The sequence below is a fragment of the Sphingomonas sp. genome (genome assembly GCF_017745215.1).
Classification (GTDB): domain Bacteria; phylum Pseudomonadota; class Alphaproteobacteria; order Sphingomonadales; family Sphingomonadaceae; genus Sphingomonas.
Genome location: NZ_JAGHZV010000001.1, coordinates 210,157 through 226,782, shown reverse-complemented (window position 1 = coordinate 226,782; position 16,626 = coordinate 210,157). Strand labels below are relative to the sequence as shown.

Annotated in this window: 16 protein-coding genes; 10 read left to right on the top strand and 6 right to left on the bottom strand. The window is 69.3% G+C overall.

The annotated features are described in order from the left end of the window. The first annotated feature begins 6 nt into the window (after positions 1 to 6). Genes J7495_RS01140 through J7495_RS01125 form a run of 4 tightly spaced genes read left to right on the top strand, consistent with a single transcriptional unit; the run spans position 7 to position 4,944 of the window. Positions 7 to 1,425 (top strand): hypothetical protein, encoded by a 1,419-nt coding sequence (locus tag J7495_RS01140; protein ID WP_294054228.1) that lies wholly within the window; start codon positions 7 to 9, stop codon positions 1,423 to 1,425. Beyond that, a complete protein-coding gene (locus J7495_RS01135) occupies positions 1,422 to 2,636 on the top strand; it encodes a glycosyltransferase family 4 protein (protein ID WP_294054227.1) in 1,215 nt (404 codons plus the stop codon). Before J7495_RS01140 ends, J7495_RS01135 begins: the two co-directional genes overlap by 4 nt. Then, entirely contained in the window at positions 2,633 to 3,796 is a 1,164-nt protein-coding gene (locus J7495_RS01130) for a glycosyltransferase family 4 protein (RefSeq protein WP_294054226.1), read from the top strand. The genes J7495_RS01135 and J7495_RS01130 overlap by 4 nt, the downstream gene beginning before the upstream one ends. Then, positions 3,793 to 4,944 (top strand): glycosyltransferase, encoded by a 1,152-nt coding sequence (locus J7495_RS01125; protein WP_294054225.1) that lies wholly within the window; start codon positions 3,793 to 3,795, stop codon positions 4,942 to 4,944. Before J7495_RS01130 ends, J7495_RS01125 begins: the two co-directional genes overlap by 4 nt. Before the next feature lie 19 nt (positions 4,945 to 4,963). Here the strand turns inward: J7495_RS01125 and J7495_RS01120 are convergent, their stop codons facing one another. From J7495_RS01120 to J7495_RS01110, 3 genes are read right to left on the bottom strand one after another with little or no spacing between them, the layout of a single operon-like run. After that, positions 4,964 to 5,734: a glycosyltransferase family 2 protein gene (locus J7495_RS01120; RefSeq protein WP_294054224.1), complete on the bottom strand. Its 771-nt coding sequence runs from the start codon at positions 5,732 to 5,734 to the stop codon at positions 4,964 to 4,966. Beyond that, the gene (locus J7495_RS01115; protein WP_294054223.1) at positions 5,734 to 6,783 is read right to left on the bottom strand and encodes a glycosyltransferase family 4 protein; all 1,050 of its coding nucleotides are present in this window, start codon (positions 6,781 to 6,783) and stop codon (positions 5,734 to 5,736) included. Before J7495_RS01115 ends, J7495_RS01120 begins: the two co-directional genes overlap by 1 nt. After that, a complete protein-coding gene (locus tag J7495_RS01110) occupies positions 6,780 to 7,781 on the bottom strand; it encodes a phytanoyl-CoA dioxygenase family protein (RefSeq protein WP_294054222.1) in 1,002 nt (333 codons plus the stop codon). Before J7495_RS01110 ends, J7495_RS01115 begins: the two co-directional genes overlap by 4 nt. A 101-nt stretch (positions 7,782 to 7,882) precedes the next feature. Between J7495_RS01110 and J7495_RS01105 the strand changes: the two genes are divergently transcribed. The 6 genes from J7495_RS01105 to J7495_RS01080 all read left to right on the top strand — a co-directional run bounded on the left by J7495_RS01105 (position 7,883) and on the right by J7495_RS01080 (position 13,867). After that, complete coding sequence (locus J7495_RS01105; protein WP_294054221.1) at positions 7,883 to 8,923, top strand: acyltransferase; 1,041 nt, start codon at positions 7,883 to 7,885, stop codon at positions 8,921 to 8,923. A gap of 127 nt (positions 8,924 to 9,050) precedes the next feature. After that, positions 9,051 to 10,796, top strand: coding sequence for a carbamoyltransferase C-terminal domain-containing protein (locus J7495_RS01100; protein ID WP_294054220.1), 1,746 nt, complete (start codon positions 9,051 to 9,053; stop codon positions 10,794 to 10,796). Between the two features lie 34 nt (positions 10,797 to 10,830). Then, a complete protein-coding gene (locus J7495_RS01095; protein ID WP_294054219.1) occupies positions 10,831 to 12,168 on the top strand; it encodes a hypothetical protein in 1,338 nt (445 codons plus the stop codon). A 117-nt stretch (positions 12,169 to 12,285) separates the two neighbouring features. After that, positions 12,286 to 12,765 (top strand): 50S ribosomal protein L13, encoded by a 480-nt coding sequence (gene rplM / locus J7495_RS01090; protein ID WP_294054218.1) that lies wholly within the window; start codon positions 12,286 to 12,288, stop codon positions 12,763 to 12,765. Next, positions 12,765 to 13,304: a 30S ribosomal protein S9 gene (gene rpsI, locus J7495_RS01085; protein WP_294054217.1), complete on the top strand. Its 540-nt coding sequence runs from the start codon at positions 12,765 to 12,767 to the stop codon at positions 13,302 to 13,304. Before rplM ends, rpsI begins: the two co-directional genes overlap by 1 nt. An 80-nt stretch (positions 13,305 to 13,384) precedes the next feature. Next, positions 13,385 to 13,867: a hypothetical protein gene (locus tag J7495_RS01080; protein WP_294054216.1), complete on the top strand. Its 483-nt coding sequence runs from the start codon at positions 13,385 to 13,387 to the stop codon at positions 13,865 to 13,867. On the opposite strand, the gene J7495_RS01075 is transcribed toward J7495_RS01080, so the two are convergent. From J7495_RS01075 to J7495_RS01065, 3 genes are read right to left on the bottom strand one after another with little or no spacing between them, the layout of a single operon-like run. Then, the gene (locus tag J7495_RS01075; RefSeq protein WP_294054215.1) at positions 13,837 to 15,510 is read right to left on the bottom strand and encodes an SDR family oxidoreductase; all 1,674 of its coding nucleotides are present in this window, start codon (positions 15,508 to 15,510) and stop codon (positions 13,837 to 13,839) included. The two genes, J7495_RS01080 and J7495_RS01075, sit on opposite strands and share 31 nt — an antisense overlap. Further along, a complete protein-coding gene (locus tag J7495_RS01070) occupies positions 15,507 to 15,923 on the bottom strand; it encodes a hypothetical protein (protein ID WP_294054214.1) in 417 nt (138 codons plus the stop codon). The genes J7495_RS01075 and J7495_RS01070 overlap by 4 nt, the downstream gene beginning before the upstream one ends. Next, positions 15,920 to 16,624 carry a DUF4166 domain-containing protein gene (locus J7495_RS01065; RefSeq protein WP_294054213.1) on the bottom strand — a complete coding sequence of 235 codons (705 nt, stop codon included), beginning with the start codon at positions 16,622 to 16,624 and terminating at the stop codon, positions 15,920 to 15,922. The genes J7495_RS01070 and J7495_RS01065 overlap by 4 nt, the downstream gene beginning before the upstream one ends. Positions 16,625 to 16,626: the final 2 nt, after the last annotated feature.

The following is a 16,626-nucleotide window of genomic DNA, read 5'->3' as shown; positions in this document are numbered from 1 at the left end:
CCCCCGATGCCACCGATCTTCTATTTCATCCCGGTCGGCATCGTGCTGGCCACGATCGGCGCCCGTTTCTGGCGGCCAGTGGTCGTCGGCGTGCTCGTCTGGCTGCTGTTCGAAGGCGCAGTCCGCAAATGGGTGCTGCCACAGTTCCAGGGACCGATCCTGCTGCTCAAGGACGGCGTGCTGCTCGCTGCCTATCTCGGCTATTTCGTTTCGGAGCGAAGCCTGGTGCAGCCGTCCGAACGGCTGCGCGGCTTCGGCTATCTCTTTCTGGTGGTCTGCGTCTATTGCGGGCTGGAGGTGCTCAACCCCAATTCGCCTTCGGTAGCGCTCGCGCTCTACGGATTGAAGAATTACCTTCTCTACGTCCCGCTGGCCTTCGTCATCCCCGAGCTGTTCCGGACGAGGCAGGACATCCACAAGGTCATCCTGTGGATGACGCTGCTGGCCTTTCCGATCTGCTTGCTGGCGCTCTATCAGTTCACCCAGCCGCCGGCGTCCTGGGTGAATCTCTACGTGAGCCACGATGCGGCGCGCGAGGAAGTCGCCGCGGTGTTCGGCCAGGCGGGACAGGGCGAGTTCACCGTCGGCCGCGCGCGGACATCGAGCACCTTCTCCTATCTTTCCGGCTTCACGACCTATTTGACGCTCATGCTGCCGTTCTTCGCCAGCATGCTGCTCCATTCCTATGGGCGCAACCGCGAGACGCTGATGATCGGCGCGGCGATGGTCCTGACGGTTGCCGCGACGCTGACCACGGGTTCGCGATCGCCGGTCATCACCTTCTTCGCGGTGGCTCCCCTGCTTGTGCTGATCGCGGGCGGCAAGGGCATGCTTTCGCCGACGATCATGCTCCGCGTGGTGGTCGGGACCGTGGTCGTCAGCATCTCCGCGCTCTGGATCGCGGCGGGTGCGGCTTCGGCCTTCCTCTACCGCGCCAACAACGCGGACTCGGCATCCGACCGGCTCGTGTCGCCGATCACGGAAGCGATTCGGGCGTATAACGTCACGCCGCTCTTCGGCCTCGGCATCGGCTCGAATTCGAACGCGGCGGTTACGCTCGCGGGCTCGGATTTCTACTGGCTTCAGGGCAATTTCTTCGAAGGCGAATTCGCGCGCGTCATGCAGGACCTGGGCTTCGCGGGCTTCACGCTCGTCTACGGACTGAAGGTCTATGCCGTGGTCCTCATCAGCCGGTTCATCATGCAGTCGCGCTCGAGGCTGTTCGTTGCGCTTCACAGCGCCGCCCTCGGCTTCATGCTGCCGCACTTCCTCCTGTTCACGGTCAACAACCCGACCGGCGGCGTGATGTTCTGGTCGCTGCTCGGGCTTTCGGTCGCGATGAACCGGATCGAACGGCGCGAACTGGCGGTGCTGCACGAGCTCAACCTGCTGCCCGACTCCGAACCGAGGATGGCCGCAGCGTGAGCGCCGGATCGCGCGGGCCGACCCGCATCGCCGTGCTCAACACGCACCCGATCCAATATTTCGCGCCGCTCTACGCCTATCTCAACCGGGCCGAGGATCTCGACGTCACCGCGCTCTACCTCTCGGACTTCAGCCTGCGCGGCGCGCGCGATCCCGGCTTCGGCCAGACCGTCACCTGGGACATCGACCTGCTCGAAGGCTACACTTCCCGCTTCGTCGGCAGCCGGTGGCGCACCGCCGAGCCCAGCGGGTTCAGCTCGATGGTCGCGCCCGAGCTCTGGCGCGAGATCTCGCGCGACCGCTACGACGCGGTCTGGGTGCACGGGCACGGCTATGCCGCCTGCCTCGTCGCCGTCGCCGTCGCGCGCGCCAAGGGCATTCCGGTGTTCATGCGCGGCGAGACGCATCTGGGCCTGCCGATCGCCGGGGCGAAGGCGGGGCTGCGGCGGCCGCTGATGCAGACACTTTACGCCCAATGCGCCGGGCTGCTCGCGATCGGATCGGCCAACGCCGACTATTACCGCGCGATGGGCGTGCCCGATCGCAAGATCTCGATCGTCCCCTACTCGGTCGACAACGAGCGTTTCGCCGCCGCCTCGCGGATCACGGCCGAGGAACGCAGCGAGATGCGCGCGCGCCTCGGCGTGCACGACGAAGCGCCCGTGATCCTCTACGCGTCCAAGTTCCAGCGCCGGAAACATCCCGACGACCTGCTCGCCGCCTTCCTCAAGCTTCGGGCGCAAGGGATCGACGCGCATCTGGTGATGGTCGGATCGGGCGAGATGGAAGCCGAGCTTCACGCGACGGCGGCGAAGGCCGGCGACGCGAACATCCACTTCCCGGGCTTCTTCAACCAGAGCGACCTGCCGCGCGTCTTCGCCGCCTGCGAGCTGTTCGTGCTGCCTTCGTCGATCGAGCCGTGGGGGCTGATCGTCAACGAAGTGATGTGCGCCGGCCTGCCGGTGGTGGTCGCGCGCGAAGTGGGCTGCGTGCCCGATCTGGTTCATGACGGCGTCAACGGTGCGCTGTTCCCTGCCGGCGACGTCGATGCGCTCGCCGCCGCGCTCGCGACGATCGCCGCCGATGCCGGGCTGCGCGCGCGGATGGGCGCCGCGAGCCGCGAGCGGATCGCGCATTGGGGCTTCGCCGAGTGCCTCGCCGGCGTACGCGAGGCGCTGCGCAAGGCCGGGGTGACCGGAGCCGCCGCGTGAGCGGCGGCCGCCGCGCTTCGGTCGCGATCCCCTCGCAGCAATATGCCGACCAGCTGGCCGCGGCGCTGGCGGAAGGAGACCTGCTCTCGCACTATTATTGCGGCACGCCGCCGCGCGCCGAGCTCCGCGCGGTGATCGGCGATCGCTTCCGCTTCCGCCCGCAGGAGCGGCTCGGCCATGCGCTGGCGCGGCGGCTGGTGAAGCCGGGACCGGGCTTCGAGCGCCAGGCCTATCGCTTCTACGCCAGCTTCGACCGCCGCATCGCCCGGGCCCTGGCGCGCGACCCGGCGGACGCGATCATCGGCTATGAGAATTGCACGCTCGCGATGTTCGAGCAGGCGCGCGCCGCCGGCAGGCTGACGATCCTCGACGCCGCCGACGTCCACTATCGCTTCCAGCAGGCGATGGGCGACAGCCTCGGCGATCCGGCGCTGCAGGCCCAGGTCAACGCGCGCAAGGACCGGGAGATCGCGCTCGCCGACTATCTCCTCTGCTGCTCGGAAATGGCGAAGGCGAGCTATGTCGAGGCGGGCGTGCCGGCGGAGCGCATCTTCGTCGCCGGGCTCGGCGCCGATCTCGCGCGCTTCGCGAGCGGCGCGCCGCGGCCGGCGGCGGCGGGCCCGCTCCGCATGGTCTTCGCCGGCCGCTTCACCGTCAAGAAAGGCGCGGACCTGCTCGCCGAGGCGCTGGAGCGGGTACGCGCGCAGGGGCTGGACTTCACGCTCCAGGTCGCGGCCGACACGGGCGGCGGCGATCCGGCGCTGGTCCGCCGGTTCGAGGCGTTGGGAACGCTGCTGGGCAAGCTGCCCCAGGAGCAGCTCCCCGCATTGTTCGCCGCCTCGGACCTGCTGCTCGTCCCCTCGCGCTTCGATTCCTACGGGATGGTTGTCGCCGAAGCGATGGCGGGGGGCACGCCCGCGCTCGTCTCCGAACATGTCGGCGCCAAGGACCTGATCCGACAGGGCGAGAGCGGCTATATCGTCCCGGCCGGCGATGCCGGCGCGCTCGCCGCCCAGCTCGCGGCTGCCGCTGCCGACCCCGACGCCGTCCGCGCAATGTCTGCCGCCGCCGCGCATGCGGGCGCCACCGCGGACTGGTCGCGCTACCGCAGCCAGGTCCGCGCCAACATCCGCGAGATATTCGCGCGCCGCTGGGCATGAGGATTCTCCACGTCGTCCCGAGCTACTTCCCCGCGGTGCGCTACGGGGGGCCGATCTGGTCGGTGCACGGGCTGGCGGCGGGTGAAGCGGCGCTGGGGCACGAGGTCCATGTCTTCACCACCAACGCCGACGGGCCGGGGGTATCGGACGTGCCGCTCGACCGGCCGGCCGTGCTCGACGGGGTCAAGGTCCATTACTTCGCGGTCGGCAGCCCGCGCCGGCTGTTCCGCGCACCGGCGATGGCCCGGGCGCTGGCCGAGCGGGCGGGCGAGTTCGACGTCGTCCACCTCCACTCGGTGTTCCTCTGGCCTACCCTCGCCGCCGCGCGGGCGGCCCGCCGGGCGGGCGTTCCCTATGTGCTTTCGCCGCGCGGCATGCTGGTGAAGGGCCTGATCGCCGCCAAGTCGGGCCCTGTGAAACGCGCCTGGCTCGCGCTGTTCGAGCGCCGGACGATCGCCGGGGCGGCCGCGCTCCACGTCACCTCGCAGCAGGAAGCCAGCGACTTCGCCGGGATGGGCTTCACCGCCCGGGCGATCGTCGAGATTCCCAACGGCGTCGATCCCCCCTCCGCGGCGATGGATCGGCCCGCCACCGACGTTGCGGCGGAGATCGCGAAAGGGCCCTATGTCCTCTACCTTGGCCGGCTCAACTGGAAGAAGAACCTCCAGGCGCTGATCGACGCGATGGCCGAAGTCCCGAGCCTCCGCCTCGTTATCGCGGGCAACGACGAAGCCTATGCCGCGACGCTCGACGGCGCGGCGCTCGGCGACCGGCTCTCGCTGATCGCGCGCAGCGTCGACGGCGCGGACAAGGAAGCGCTGTTCACTGGCGCGTCGATCTTCTGCCTGCCGTCGACCAACGAGAATTTCGGCAACACCGTGCTCGAGGCGATGGCGCGCGGGGTGCCGGTGGTGTGCAGCAAGCACGCCGGGGCGGCGACGGTGGTGCGCGAGACGCAATCGGGGTTGCTCGCGATGCCCGAGGCGCTCAGCCTCGGCGCGGCGCTCGCCCAACTCGTCCGCCAGCCCGACCGCGCCGCCGCCTGCGCCCGGGCCGGCCGCCGCGCTGCGGCCGAGCAATATGGCTGGAAGCCCATCGCCGAGCGGATGGTGGCGGCGTATCGGGCAATACGCTCGACCAACGCCTGAGCAAAACGGGGATGGGATCCTAATCCCGCTCTTCGTCCTTCATCCGCTCCTCGATCACCAGCAGCGACAGCATCGTCTCGGCGAGCAACCGCTGGAGCGCGTAGAACATCCCGGCGCGCCCGTTGAAGATCAGCCCGCGGCCGAACAGCACGTAGAGGAAGGTCACCACCGGCATCAGCGGCGGATGCCGGCGCAACCACGCCTTCATCCCGCCCGACGCCTTCATGTGCGGCAGCTCGCGCTGCATGTAGCGCAGCTGCGAGCCGACCCAGCCGCTCATCGGCTTGCGGTCGTCATGGACGATGCGACCCTCGAGCTCGCCCACCGGTCCGGCGATGCGCCAGCCTTCGGTATGGCCCTTGTCGAACACCTCGGCCTTGCCGCGGCGGAACAGCACGGTGTTCGCCGGGTAGAGCGAGGCGAGCAGCGGGTGGCCATACATCGCATAGCCGAAGCGGACGCGGTACGCGTCGACCCCGGCGGGCGGCTCCAGCGCCGCGAGCTCGCCCCGAAGCTCGGGCGTGACGAGATAGTCGGCGTCCATCCGCAGCACCCAGTCGGTCGCGATCCGCGTCTCCTCCACTGCGAAACGCCACTGCCCGGCGTGCGTGTCGAACGCACGGTGGAAGATCCGCACGCGCGGGTTCGCCGCGAGCAGCTCCAGCGTCGCGTCGGTGCTGCCGCTGTCGACCACGACGATGTCGCGCGCCCAGTCGAGCCGCGCGAGCGTGCGAATGATGTTGGGCGCCTCGTTCATCGTCAGGAGGACGGGCGTGATCCGGTCGAGCATCAGGCGGCCTTTCGCGCGGGCTTGCGCGCATGGGGCGCGATCAGGGCGACGAGCCGCGCTGCGACGGCATCGGCGCGCTGCGCGGCGAGATGCGCGAGACGCGCTTCGGGGGCAGGATCGCGCGGAGCGGCGAGCGCCTCGGCGATCGCGCGCGCGGCATCCTCGGGGTCGCCCGGCCGGAAGGTGCGCGCGGTCGGCCCGCCCGCCTGGGGCAGTCCGCCCGCGGCCGAGACCACCACCGAGCAGCCGCACGCCAGCCCTTCGAGCGCGACGATCCCGAACGGCTCCTGCCAGACCGAAGGCACCACAAGCACCTTGTGCGCATTGAGCGCGTGGCGCAGCGCGCCGCCGCCGAGCCGGCCGGCGAAGGTCACGCGCTCCGCGATCCCCAGTTCGACGACAAGGGCTTCCAGCAGCACGCGCTCGGGGCCGTCGCCGACGATCGTCACGCGGGCATCGCCGAGCGGCCCGCCCGGCAGCGCCAGCGCCCGCAGCGCCACGTCGAAGCCCTTGTCGCTCACCAGCCGGCCGAGCATCACCAGTTCGCCGTCACGCACCACGCCGGGTTCCTCGAACATCCGCTCGGGGTCGTAGGGGCTGCACAGCGTCGCGCGCGGGCGGTCGTCGGGAAGGTTCGCGGTCACATAGTCGCTGCAGCCGAGGTTGGCGGCGACGAGATGGCGCATCACCCAGCGCTTCCGCATCGCGTGGCGGTCGACGCCATCACCGAGCTCGCTGTGGTGCCACACCACCAGGGGCGTGCCCGAAAGCAGCACCGGCGGCAGCATCTTGAGCCCCACGTTCTGCATCACCACGACATCCGCCGCGCGCAGCACGCGGAGCGCCGTACCGAACCCCGGCCTGCGGACCAGCCGATAGCCGCGCTCGGGCATGGCGGGTCCGTTCTCGAGCGTCAGCACGGTCACGTCGTGCCCCGCCGCGGCGAGCGCATGCGCGACCATGTCCGACACGATCTCGAGCCCGCCGACGAACGGCAGGAACGACGTGGCGCACATCACGATCCGCATCGCCTCCCCCGGACGGCTCACGCCTTCTTTCGCTTGGCGACCGAGCGGACCGCGGCGCGCTTCACGGCGTAGAAGGCCTTGGGGAAGGTCGACTCGACCCAGAGGATCGAGCGGTTCGCGCCGCTGCTCAGGTCCTTCGGGCGGAAGACCTGGACGCCATTGACCTCGGTCGTCGGCAGCACGTGCTCGCGCATCTGGAGCTGGAGGAAATTGTCGCGCGCCGCGATCATGTGCGCGGTGATCGACGAGCGCGAATGCTCGGCGTCCTGGCTGTCGAGCGAGCCGTGGATCGTCCAGGCATTCCAGAACAGCACGTCGCCCTTGTCGAGCTTGGGCGCGCGGATCTCATAGCCGAGTTCGCGAATCTTGCGGACCACCGACTGGATATATTCCTCGTGATTGTCGGCGATGTTGTTGGCGAAGCCGTGCTCGGCGACCTGGAGCTTGTGCGAGCGCGGGCAGATGAAGAAGCGACCGGCGCGGGCGTGGATGTCCTCCATCGCTACCCAGGCGGCGGCCATGGTGCCGACGTTGACCGAGTCGAGATAATAGCTGTCCTGATGCTCCCAGGTGGCTGAATTGCCTTCGAAATACATCGACTGGACGAGCTTGGGCGAGTCGCCGAGCAGCGCGCTGAACACCCGGACGAGGCCGGGGTGGGTCAGGACCCGCTGCGTCGCCGCGTCGCGGAAGCGGCCGAGGCCCCTGGGGTCGACGCTTTGGAGGTTGAGCACCGGGTTCATCACCCAGCCGTTCTCGTTGACGACGTGGCGCTCGGCCTTGGCGGTGGCCTGGCGGTACATGAAGCCCTTGTACGGCTTGACCTCGCTGTCCCACAGCGCGCGGACGGCATCGCACGTCGCGGGCTCGATCAGGCCCTTGACGATGACATAGCCGTTCTCGTCGTAATAGGCGCGGATCGCCGCGGCCTGGTCGGGCGCGAAGCGCGGCGACACGTCCTCCCCGAGCGTCTCCGGCACGGCGACCGGCAGCCCTCGCGGCGTTTGCAATTCGATCATCGAGTCCTCGTGCCCGCAAGCGTCGGGCCCTTCAAACACATGCGGCGCGGAAATGGAATGCGCGACTTGGCAAGCCGGGCCGGCTTGGGCAGACGGGCCGCATGACCGCCAGCACGCCGCCCGAGCCCGACCGACCCGAGCGCCTGCCGGTCAACACGCGCTTCATCCTGTGCGTGGGCATGATCTTCGTGGTCAATTCGCACCTCAAGGATTATTGGCCCCACCCCGCCTTCGGCGGCGACGGGCTGCTCGGCTATGCGATCTTCTTCTTCGCGGCGGGGCTCGGCATCGGGATGAGCTTTCGCCACAAGGTGCGTTCCTTCCCCGACTATTATTGGCGGCGCTTCATCCGCATCTATCCCAGCCTGTGGCTGGTCATGATCCCGGTGACGCTGATCGACTGGTATCCGGCGCCGCATCCCGTTTCGGACTATTTCGATAACTTCGTCTATCCGACCAAGAACACCTTCGTCGCGCCGCTGATGCTCGACTATATCCCGCTCTACCTCCTCCTGCTGGCGCGCAAGCCCAGCTGGCTTCTGTGGAGCATCGCCGCGCTCTGCATCCCCTTCGCGATCCTCTGGTCGCAGCTCTGGCAGTTCGGCAAGGACATCCCGGAGGCGGGCGGAACGATGGGCGTGATCCTCTGGCGCGTCGCCAATTTCCAGATGATGCTGCTCGGCGCGTGGTTCGCCTTTCACCTGCCGTCGCGCGATGCCTTCCGCCGCGACCTGATCCTGTCGCTGGTGCTGCTCGCCGCCTATGTCGTGCTCAAGATGGGGTTCAGCCGCGACGCGCTGCGCGGCCTCTTCCCGCTGCTGTTCGCGGTGATCGGGGTGCAATGCTGGCTGCTGTTCCGCCTCGCCGCTTCCCTGGGGGTCGAGCGGCTGATGAACCGGAGCTTCCTCTTCCGTTGGGCGGTACTGCTGATCGGCGGCTGCTCGCTCGAGCTCTATTTCATCCACAACGAGCTGGTGGTCGTGCATTGGAGCAGCTTCCTCGCTCGGCTGCCCTTCCCCGTCGGCATCCTCCTGGTCTGGGCGATCTCGCTGCCGCTCTCCTACTTCGTCGAGCGGGTCGCGAGCTGGATCCGCTCGGGCTGTCGGAACTTTTCGTGGAAGCTGGGAGTCGAGCCCGGCTGATACCCGAGATGGCGACGGGCCGCCTCCGTCCCGAACCCCTTCGCAACGCAACATTATGTGTATAAAGCCCGGGGCCTCCCCCCGGGGCATCCCAAATCCTCCCAGCGTCACCCATGGAGTCGGTTGCTTGATCATCCTCGGCCTCAACGCCTTCCACGGCGATTCCTCGGCCTGCCTCGTGCGCGACGGCAAACTGGTCGCGGCCGCGGAGGAGGAGCGCTTCCGTCGGGTCAAGCATTGGGCGGGCTTCCCCTCGCAGTCGATCCGCTACTGCCTCGACGAGGCTGGCGTGACGCTCGCCGACGTCGATGCGATCGCGGTCAACCAGGACGGGCGCGCCAACATGCTGCGCCGCCTCGCCTTCGTGATCCAGACGCGGCCGAGCCCGAAGCTGATCCTCGACCGGCTCAAGAACCGCCGCGAGCGCAAGAGCATCGCCGACTATCTCGCCGAGGCCTTCCCGGGCGAGCCGTTCAAGGGCGACGTCGTGCCCATCGAGCACCACCTCGCGCACCTTTCCTCGGCCTTCCACGTCTCACCCTTCGAGGAAGCGAGCGTCGTCTCGGTCGATGGCTTCGGCGACTTCGGCAGCGCCGCCTGGGGGCTCGGCAAGGGCCGCGACATCGCGATCGAAGGGCGCGTCCATTTCCCGCATTCGCTCGGCATCTTCTACGAAGCGATGACGCGCTACCTCGGCTTCCCCAACTATGGCGACGAGTACAAGGTGATGGGCCTCGCGCCCTACGGCGAGCCCAGCCAGCTCGACAAGATGCGCGAGATCGTCAAGCTCAAGCCGGACGGTAGCTTCGCGCTCGACCTCTCCTATTTCACGCATCACAAGGAGGGCGTCACTTATCAGTGGACCGACGGCAATCCGGTGATGAGCGATCCCTTCTCGCCCAAGCTGCTCGATCTGCTGGGCCCGCGCCGCGGCAAGGACGAGCCGCTGAGCAAATACCACCACGACATCGCCCGATCGGTCCAGGCGATGTACGAGGAAGCCTTCTTCAACCTGCTCGACACGATCCAGCCGCGCCACGGCGCCAAGGCGCTCACCCTCGCCGGCGGCTGCGCGGCGAATTCGGTGGCAAACGGCAAGGTGCGGCGGCGCACGCCCTACCAGCACGTCTACGTCCAGTCGGCGGCCGGCGATGCGGGCGGCGCGATCGGCGCGGCGTTCGCGCATTGGCACGGGCTCGGCAAGCCGCGCAGCTTCGTGATGGACCATGCCTATTGGGGCCCGGGCGCGAGCGACGCCGAGATCGATGCGCTCCTCGCCGCGCGCGAGGCCGAGATCCGCGCCGCGGGATGCACGATCGAGCGGGTGAGCGACGAAGCCGAACTCTGCCGCCGCACCGCGCACGCGGTCGCGCAGGGGCTGGTGATCGGCTGGTACCAGGGCCGGATGGAATGGGGGCCGCGCGCGCTCGGCAACCGCTCGATCCTCGGCGATCCGCGCCGCGCCGACATGAAGGACATCCTCAACCTCAAGATCAAGCGCCGCGAAAGCTTCCGCCCCTTCGCGCCGTCGATCCTCGACCGCGCGACCGGCGACTGGTTCGAGGAAGTCGACGACGTCCCCTTCATGATGCAGGTCTTCCAGATCCGCGAGGAGCAGCGCGCGAAGATCCCCGCGGTCTGCCATGTCGACGGCTCGGGCCGCCTCCAGACCGTCCATGCGGACACCAACCCGCGCTATTTCCGCCTGATCGAGGCGTTCGAGGCGGAGACCGGCGTGCCGATGGTGCTCAACACCTCGTTCAACGAGAATGAGCCGGTGGTCTGCCGCCCCGAGGAAGCCCTCGAATGCTTCCTGCGCACCAGGATGGACGTGCTGGTGCTCGGCGACATGATGATCGAGCGGCGAGGCTGACCATGCCGCGCGCAGGCCGGCCCGGGATGGATTGATGCCGATCCGGCCATCGCACGCCGCGCGTATGCTGCGCTCGCGGCTCGCCCGGCAGATCGCGGAGCAGACGATCGCGAACCTCGCGGTCCAGGGGCTGGGTGCGATCACGACCTTCTCGTTCGTCCACCTCCTGCCGCCGCATCAATATGCGATCTTCGGCCTGTGCATCGCCACGGTCGGCTTCGTGTCGGTCTCGAGCGACCTCGGGCTGATGGCCTCGACCAGCTATTTCTGGCGCCACCAGGTGACCGGCGGCGCGCCCTTCGCCGAACATTATGCCGCGATCAAGCGCGTCCGGCTGGTGCTGTTCGCCTTCACGGGCTCGATCGGCGGCGGCGTCCTCGCCTGGCTGGTCCATCGCGAGAGCGGCGACTGGACCGCCGCGCTCTCGATCGCGCCGCTCGCGCTCGCGCTGGCCTGGACCCAGATCCTCATGGCGATGTCCGTCGCCGCGCTGCGGCTGAGCGGGGACCTGCGGCGAGCCTATCTCGCCGATCTCTCGGGCGCAGTCACGCGAGCAAGCCTGGCCCTCGCCGCCTTCGCGCTGGCCCTGCAGCACGCCTGGTTCCCGCTGATCTCGCTCGGGATCGCCGCGCTGGTCACGCTCTCGATCGTGCAGCCGCGGCTCGACCCGGCGTTCCGCTCGCGGGGGCACGCGACCCGGGACGCCGTGCGGCAAGTGGTCCGCTACATCATACCCACCACGCCCTCGACGATCTTCTTCGCCACGCAGGACATCCTCGTCTATTGGCTGGCGACGCTGAGCGGGGGCGCCATCGTGATCGCCCAGACCTTCGCGCTCGGCCGACTCGGCGCGATCTTCGTCACCTTGAGCGCGATCATGGCGAATGTGATCATCCCGCGGATCGTGAACATCGCCGACGACCGGCACGCGCTGCGGACCGCGCTGGTGACGGTGGCGGCGATCGGCGGCTTCTGCTCGGCCCTGCTGTTCGTCGCGTGGATGGTCCCGGGCCTGTTCCTCATCCTCCTCGGCAACCACTATGCCGGACTGGCGGAGCCCCTGCTGCTCTGCCTCGGCGCGGCGAGCCTGCAGGTGGTGGCGCATGGGCTCGGCAACATGAACCGGGCGATGGGCTGGGTGCGGTGGGAAACGCCGATGATCTGCGTGCAGGCGGTCCTCGTCGCGGCGATCGTCCCCTTCTTCCATTTTTCGACGACCAAGGGCGTCCTCGGCTTCAACCTGGTCCTCAACGCGCTCTGGCTCGCCAATATCGCGGCGGTGACGCTGCTGGGCGTCCGCCAGATGCGCCGCCGCGGCCAAAGCCCCGAAATGCATCCCGAGGACCAGCCCGAAACGCCACTGGTATCCTGATACCCGTCAGCAAAGCCGCGCATTTGCTTGACTTTCGGGGCACGATTCGCCAAACGCCCGCGGTCCGCGCTGGCCGGGAGGCTGGCGCGTCTGCATTTCAACGAAAGGTCCGGCTCCATGAAGGCGCTGATGAAGACCACCAAGTCGGTCAAGCCGGCGGACGTGGAGAAGAAGTGGCACATCGTCGATGCCGACGGCCTGGTGGTCGGTCGCGCGGCGACGATCATCGCCAACGTGCTGCGCGGCAAGCACAAGACGAGCTTCACCCCGCACGTCGATTGCGGTGACAATGTCATCGTCATCAACGCGGACAAGATCCGCTTCACCGGCAAGAAGCTGGCGAACAAGGTCTACTACAAGCACACCGGCTATGCCGGCGGCATCAAGGAAGTGACCGCGGCCAAGGTGCTCGAGGGCCGCTTTCCCGAGCGCGTGCTCGAGAAGGCCGTGGAGCGCATGATCCCGCGCGGCCCGCTCGGCCGCCAGCAGATGCGCAACCTGCGCATCTACGCCGGTTCGGAGCATCCGCACGAAGCCCAGAACCCCGAAGTCCTCGATATCGCGGCGATGAACCGCAAGAACAAGGTGGGCGCGTAATGACCGACAATCGCCAGTCCCTTTCCGATCTCGGCTCGCTGACCCAGGGCGGCGACGCGCCTGCGGCCGCCGCCGCGACCAGCGCCGACGCCTATCTCTCGGGCGCCGAAGTGGTCGAGACCGCGCCGCTGCGCCAGCAGGAGCTCGACAAGTTCGGCCGCGCCTATGCGACCGGCCGCCGCAAGGACGCCGTCGCCCGCGTGTGGCTCAAGCCCGGCTCGGGCAAGATCACGATCAACGGCCGCGACCAGGAAGTCTATTTCGCGCGTCCGACGCTGCGTCTCGTCATCAACCAGCCGTTCGGCGTCGCCGAGCGCGAGGGCCAATATGACGTGGTGTGCACCGTCAAGGGCGGGGGGCTTTCGGGCCAGGCCGGCGCGGTCAAGCACGGCATCGCCCAGGCGCTGTCGAAGTACGAGCCCAAGCTGCGCACCTCGGTGAAGCAGGCCGGCTTCCTGACCCGCGACAGCCGCACGGTCGAGCGCAAGAAGTACGGCAAGGCGAAGGCCCGCCGCAGCTTCCAGTTCTCGAAGCGCTGATCCTGCCGACAGGCAAGCGAAGGGGCGGTCCGGCGACGGGCCGCCCTTTTCCTTTGGGCGCGCTTCGCTAGGCTGGGGCGATGGCGGCGCTTCCACCCCAGATCGAACGAATCCTCGCCTTCCTCGGCGCGATCGGCATTTCCGTCTCGATCGAACCAGTGGACGAGTCTTCACTGCTCCCCGGCGCGACCATCCGAAGCGGCGGGCTGATCTTCGATCCCGCGCTCCCCTACCCCGGCGACCTGCTCCACGAGGCGGGGCATATCGCCGTGACCGATCCGGCGCTGCGCCCGACGCTCGGCGAAATCCCCTCGGACCCGGCCGAGGAGATGGCCGCGATCGCCTGGTCCTATGCCGCGGCGCTGGCAGCGGGGATCGAACCCGCGCTGGTGCTCCACGACCAGGGCTATCAGGGCGGGGGCGGCTATCTGGTCGAGGCGATGGCGGGCGCCCTCCCGCCGGGCGTGCCGATGCTTCAGCTCTGGGGGATGACGGCCGCGCGAGGCCAGGCGAAAGCGCTCGGGCTGCCGGCCTATCCGGCCATGGCGCGCTGGCTGCGCTGAGCCGCCGCTCCGCCGGGCGAAGGCGCGAGCCAGCCGGCATAGGCGACCACCGGCCCGATCAGCGGCATCGCCACCGCGACGTCGAAGCGGAACCGTTCGCCTTCCTGCCATTCGCGCGCGGCGATGCGGGGCCCGAGCCCGCGCGGCATCGGGATGCCGAACGCGCTCCAGCCGCGCGAGACCATGCGCAGCCCCTCGCGATCGGCGGGCAGGTCGAAGTGGAAGCGCAGCGGGCCGAAGCGCTCGATCACCTGGCCCGCCCGGCCGCTCAGCACGCTCAGGAACCGGTACGGGCCGAAGCGGCGCGTCCAGCGCTCGCCCTCGGCGCAGCCTTCGAAGCTCACCTCGAGCGGGTAATGGCCCGCGGGCGGCATCCTCATGGCCGCGGCGAGCAGCCGGGCGAGCAGCTTGCTGCCCCGCGCGACGCTCCCCTCGCCCGTCGCGCCCCCATCGGCGACGAAATCGTGCACCGCGCGCACTGCGGGCGGCAGCGCGTCAAAGGCGTCGCCTAGCACGCGAGCGTAGAGCGGCGGAGACAATTCGCGCTCCACGGTCTCGTGGCGGATCGCGAGGCCGGCGAAGAGCGGCTCGAACGCTTCGAGCTCGAGTTCGCCCCAGCCGTGCCGCGCGCCCGGCGCCACGCGGCCGGCGAGGATCGCCTCGGCGAGCAGCTGCGCCGCCAGCGTCGGGATCTCGGGCCCGTCGCCGTTGCGCGCGACCAGGGTCCAGCGGCGCTCGACATCGCGCCCGCCGGCGCGCCCGACGAGCGTCACATGCATCGCCGAGCGGTCGCCGCCCAGCCGCAGCATCGTCCGGTAGAGCGGCATCAGCCAGCGCCGCGCCGGCTCGAGCGACGCCATCCACCCCCAGCGCACCGGCCAGCTCGCCAGCCAAAGCGCGCGCATCTGCAGACCCAGCTCGGTGCCCGCGCGGAACACCACCGACGGCCGCCCCGGCAGCATCGCGGGCGCGATATCGAGGTCAGGCACGTCGGCGATCCCGGTCAGCCGTCCGCCGAGCCCGCTGCCATCGCCGAGCTGGAACGCCTCGCGCCGCATCGCCTGCCAGCCATGCGCCACGTCCCAGCGCTTGCCGCGCCACAGCCGCACCGGCCTGCCGACATAGCTCAGGATCGCCGCGGCGACCGACTCCCCGGCACTTGCGCGGTTCGACGCGCTGATCGCCATCTCGACGCGCTCGACCGCGTCGAGTCCCGCCGCCAGCCGCCGCGACACCGCGCCCGACAGCGCCGGCACGCTCGACGCACCCGAGATCGCCGGCACCCCCGCAGCCTTCGCCATCCGGTCGAGCGCGCCGATCCCGGTGACGAAGCCGCGCGCATCGGCGAGGTCGAGGTAGGGGATGCGCATCGCGATGCATGCCTCGGGCACGGTGGTGCCGCTGCCCTGGAAGGGACCCGCGGCATCGATCACCAGGTCCGGCCGCTCGCGCGCCATGACGAGGCCGATCCCGCTGTTGCGATCCGCGACCAGCGGCGTCGCGCCCGCGTGCGCCTCGCAGAAGGCTGCCGCCTTCGCCATGCTCCGCCCCGCGACGAGCACCTCATGCCCGCTCGCCAGCAGCCGCCGCGCCAGCCGCGCGCCGAAGCCGCCATAGCCGCCGATGACCAGGATGCGACTCATGCCGGCGCCTCGTCGCCGCGCGCGAACAGCCAGAAGGCCAAGCCCGAGGCCAGCCCGGCTAGGCCGAGGTTCAGCGCCATCCCGCCGATGCCGTCCGTGCTCGATCCCTGTATGATGGCGACCCCGAAGAACAGCGCCGGGATCGGGATACCGCCGACCAGCGCACCGCCGAGTGCGGCGCTCCACCACCTCAGCCGCCAGCGCTGGACGAGCTGCCAATAGACGCCGATGCCGATGAAGAGATGCGCAAAGGCAACCGGCACGCCGATCAGCATCGACAGCACCATCCAGTTCGGCAGTTGAACCGCCAGCCGCTCGCTGGGAATGGCGTCCGCGGCAGTCTTCAGCGCAAGCACGAGCGGCCCGGCGAAGAGGGCGGCGAATACGCCCAGTCCCTCGCGCCGCTTCGTCACTTCGCCTCCTCCGGCTCGCAATCGGCGAACAGCGCCAATTGATGCACCAGCTCGCCGAACCAGGGATGGACCAGGTCGAGCGTGAAGGCGAAGCGGCCCTCGCCCAGGTCGACATGGCCGATCACCAGCCGGCCCGGCGCCGCCCAGGCGGGCACGCGCAGCCGCAGGCCACCCAACTTCCAGAAATAATGGTCACTCGCGAAGATCAGGCTGGCGTCCTGCACGTCGAGCATCAGCGCGATGCCGAGGCCCAGCCCCAGATATTCCTCGATCCCCGTCGGCCCCGCGAAGCGCTTCGCGCTGTGGATAACCTGTGGAAAACCATGTGCACGGCCATATTGCCGCGTCCAATATTGCGCGGTGCCGTCGATGTCGCCGGTGACGCTCACGCTCGCCGCCACGCCGGTGTCGCGGCTGAGCGGCAGCGGCGCGCCGACCAGCCGCCCCGCCTGGGCGAGCAGCCATCCGAGCATGCTCATCCGGCATTCGGCGACTTCGCCGACATAGCTCACACAGGCGTGCGCCCCGACGTGGCGGGCGAAGCGGCGGCGGGTCGCCTCGGGAAGCCCGACCCAGCGCGCCTCGCCGAGCAGCCGGCGGAAGGGCGCGGCGTCGGCGGCGATCGGCTCGGCCGAGACGCGCTGCCATTGTGCGCACCGCCGGCGGACCGGCTCTCCCCACCATTCGACTGCCCTGGCCATTG

Excerpts from the sequence above, each read along its gene's own strand:
- rpsI (WP_294054217.1), top strand. The coding sequence starts at position 12,765 with ATGACCGACAATCGCCAGTCCCTTTCCGATCTCGGCTCGCTGACCCAG.
- rplM (WP_294054218.1), top strand. The coding sequence starts at position 12,286 with ATGAAGGCGCTGATGAAGACCACCAAGTCGGTCAAGCCGGCGGACGTG.
- J7495_RS01075 (WP_294054215.1), bottom strand. The coding sequence starts at position 15,510 with ATGAGTCGCATCCTGGTCATCGGCGGCTATGGCGGCTTCGGCGCGCGG.
- J7495_RS01120 (WP_294054224.1), bottom strand. The coding sequence starts at position 5,734 with ATGCTCGACCGGATCACGCCCGTCCTCCTGACGATGAACGAGGCGCCC.
- J7495_RS01140 (WP_294054228.1), top strand. The coding sequence starts at position 7 with ATGCCACCGATCTTCTATTTCATCCCGGTCGGCATCGTGCTGGCCACG.
- J7495_RS01105 (WP_294054221.1), top strand. The coding sequence starts at position 7,883 with ATGACCGCCAGCACGCCGCCCGAGCCCGACCGACCCGAGCGCCTGCCG.
- J7495_RS01065 (WP_294054213.1), bottom strand. The coding sequence starts at position 16,624 with ATGGCCAGGGCAGTCGAATGGTGGGGAGAGCCGGTCCGCCGGCGGTGC.
- J7495_RS01080 (WP_294054216.1), top strand. The coding sequence starts at position 13,385 with ATGGCGGCGCTTCCACCCCAGATCGAACGAATCCTCGCCTTCCTCGGC.
- J7495_RS01095 (WP_294054219.1), top strand. The coding sequence starts at position 10,831 with ATGCCGATCCGGCCATCGCACGCCGCGCGTATGCTGCGCTCGCGGCTC.
- J7495_RS01110 (WP_294054222.1), bottom strand. The coding sequence starts at position 7,781 with ATGATCGAATTGCAAACGCCGCGAGGGCTGCCGGTCGCCGTGCCGGAG.
- J7495_RS01125 (WP_294054225.1), top strand. The coding sequence starts at position 3,793 with ATGAGGATTCTCCACGTCGTCCCGAGCTACTTCCCCGCGGTGCGCTAC.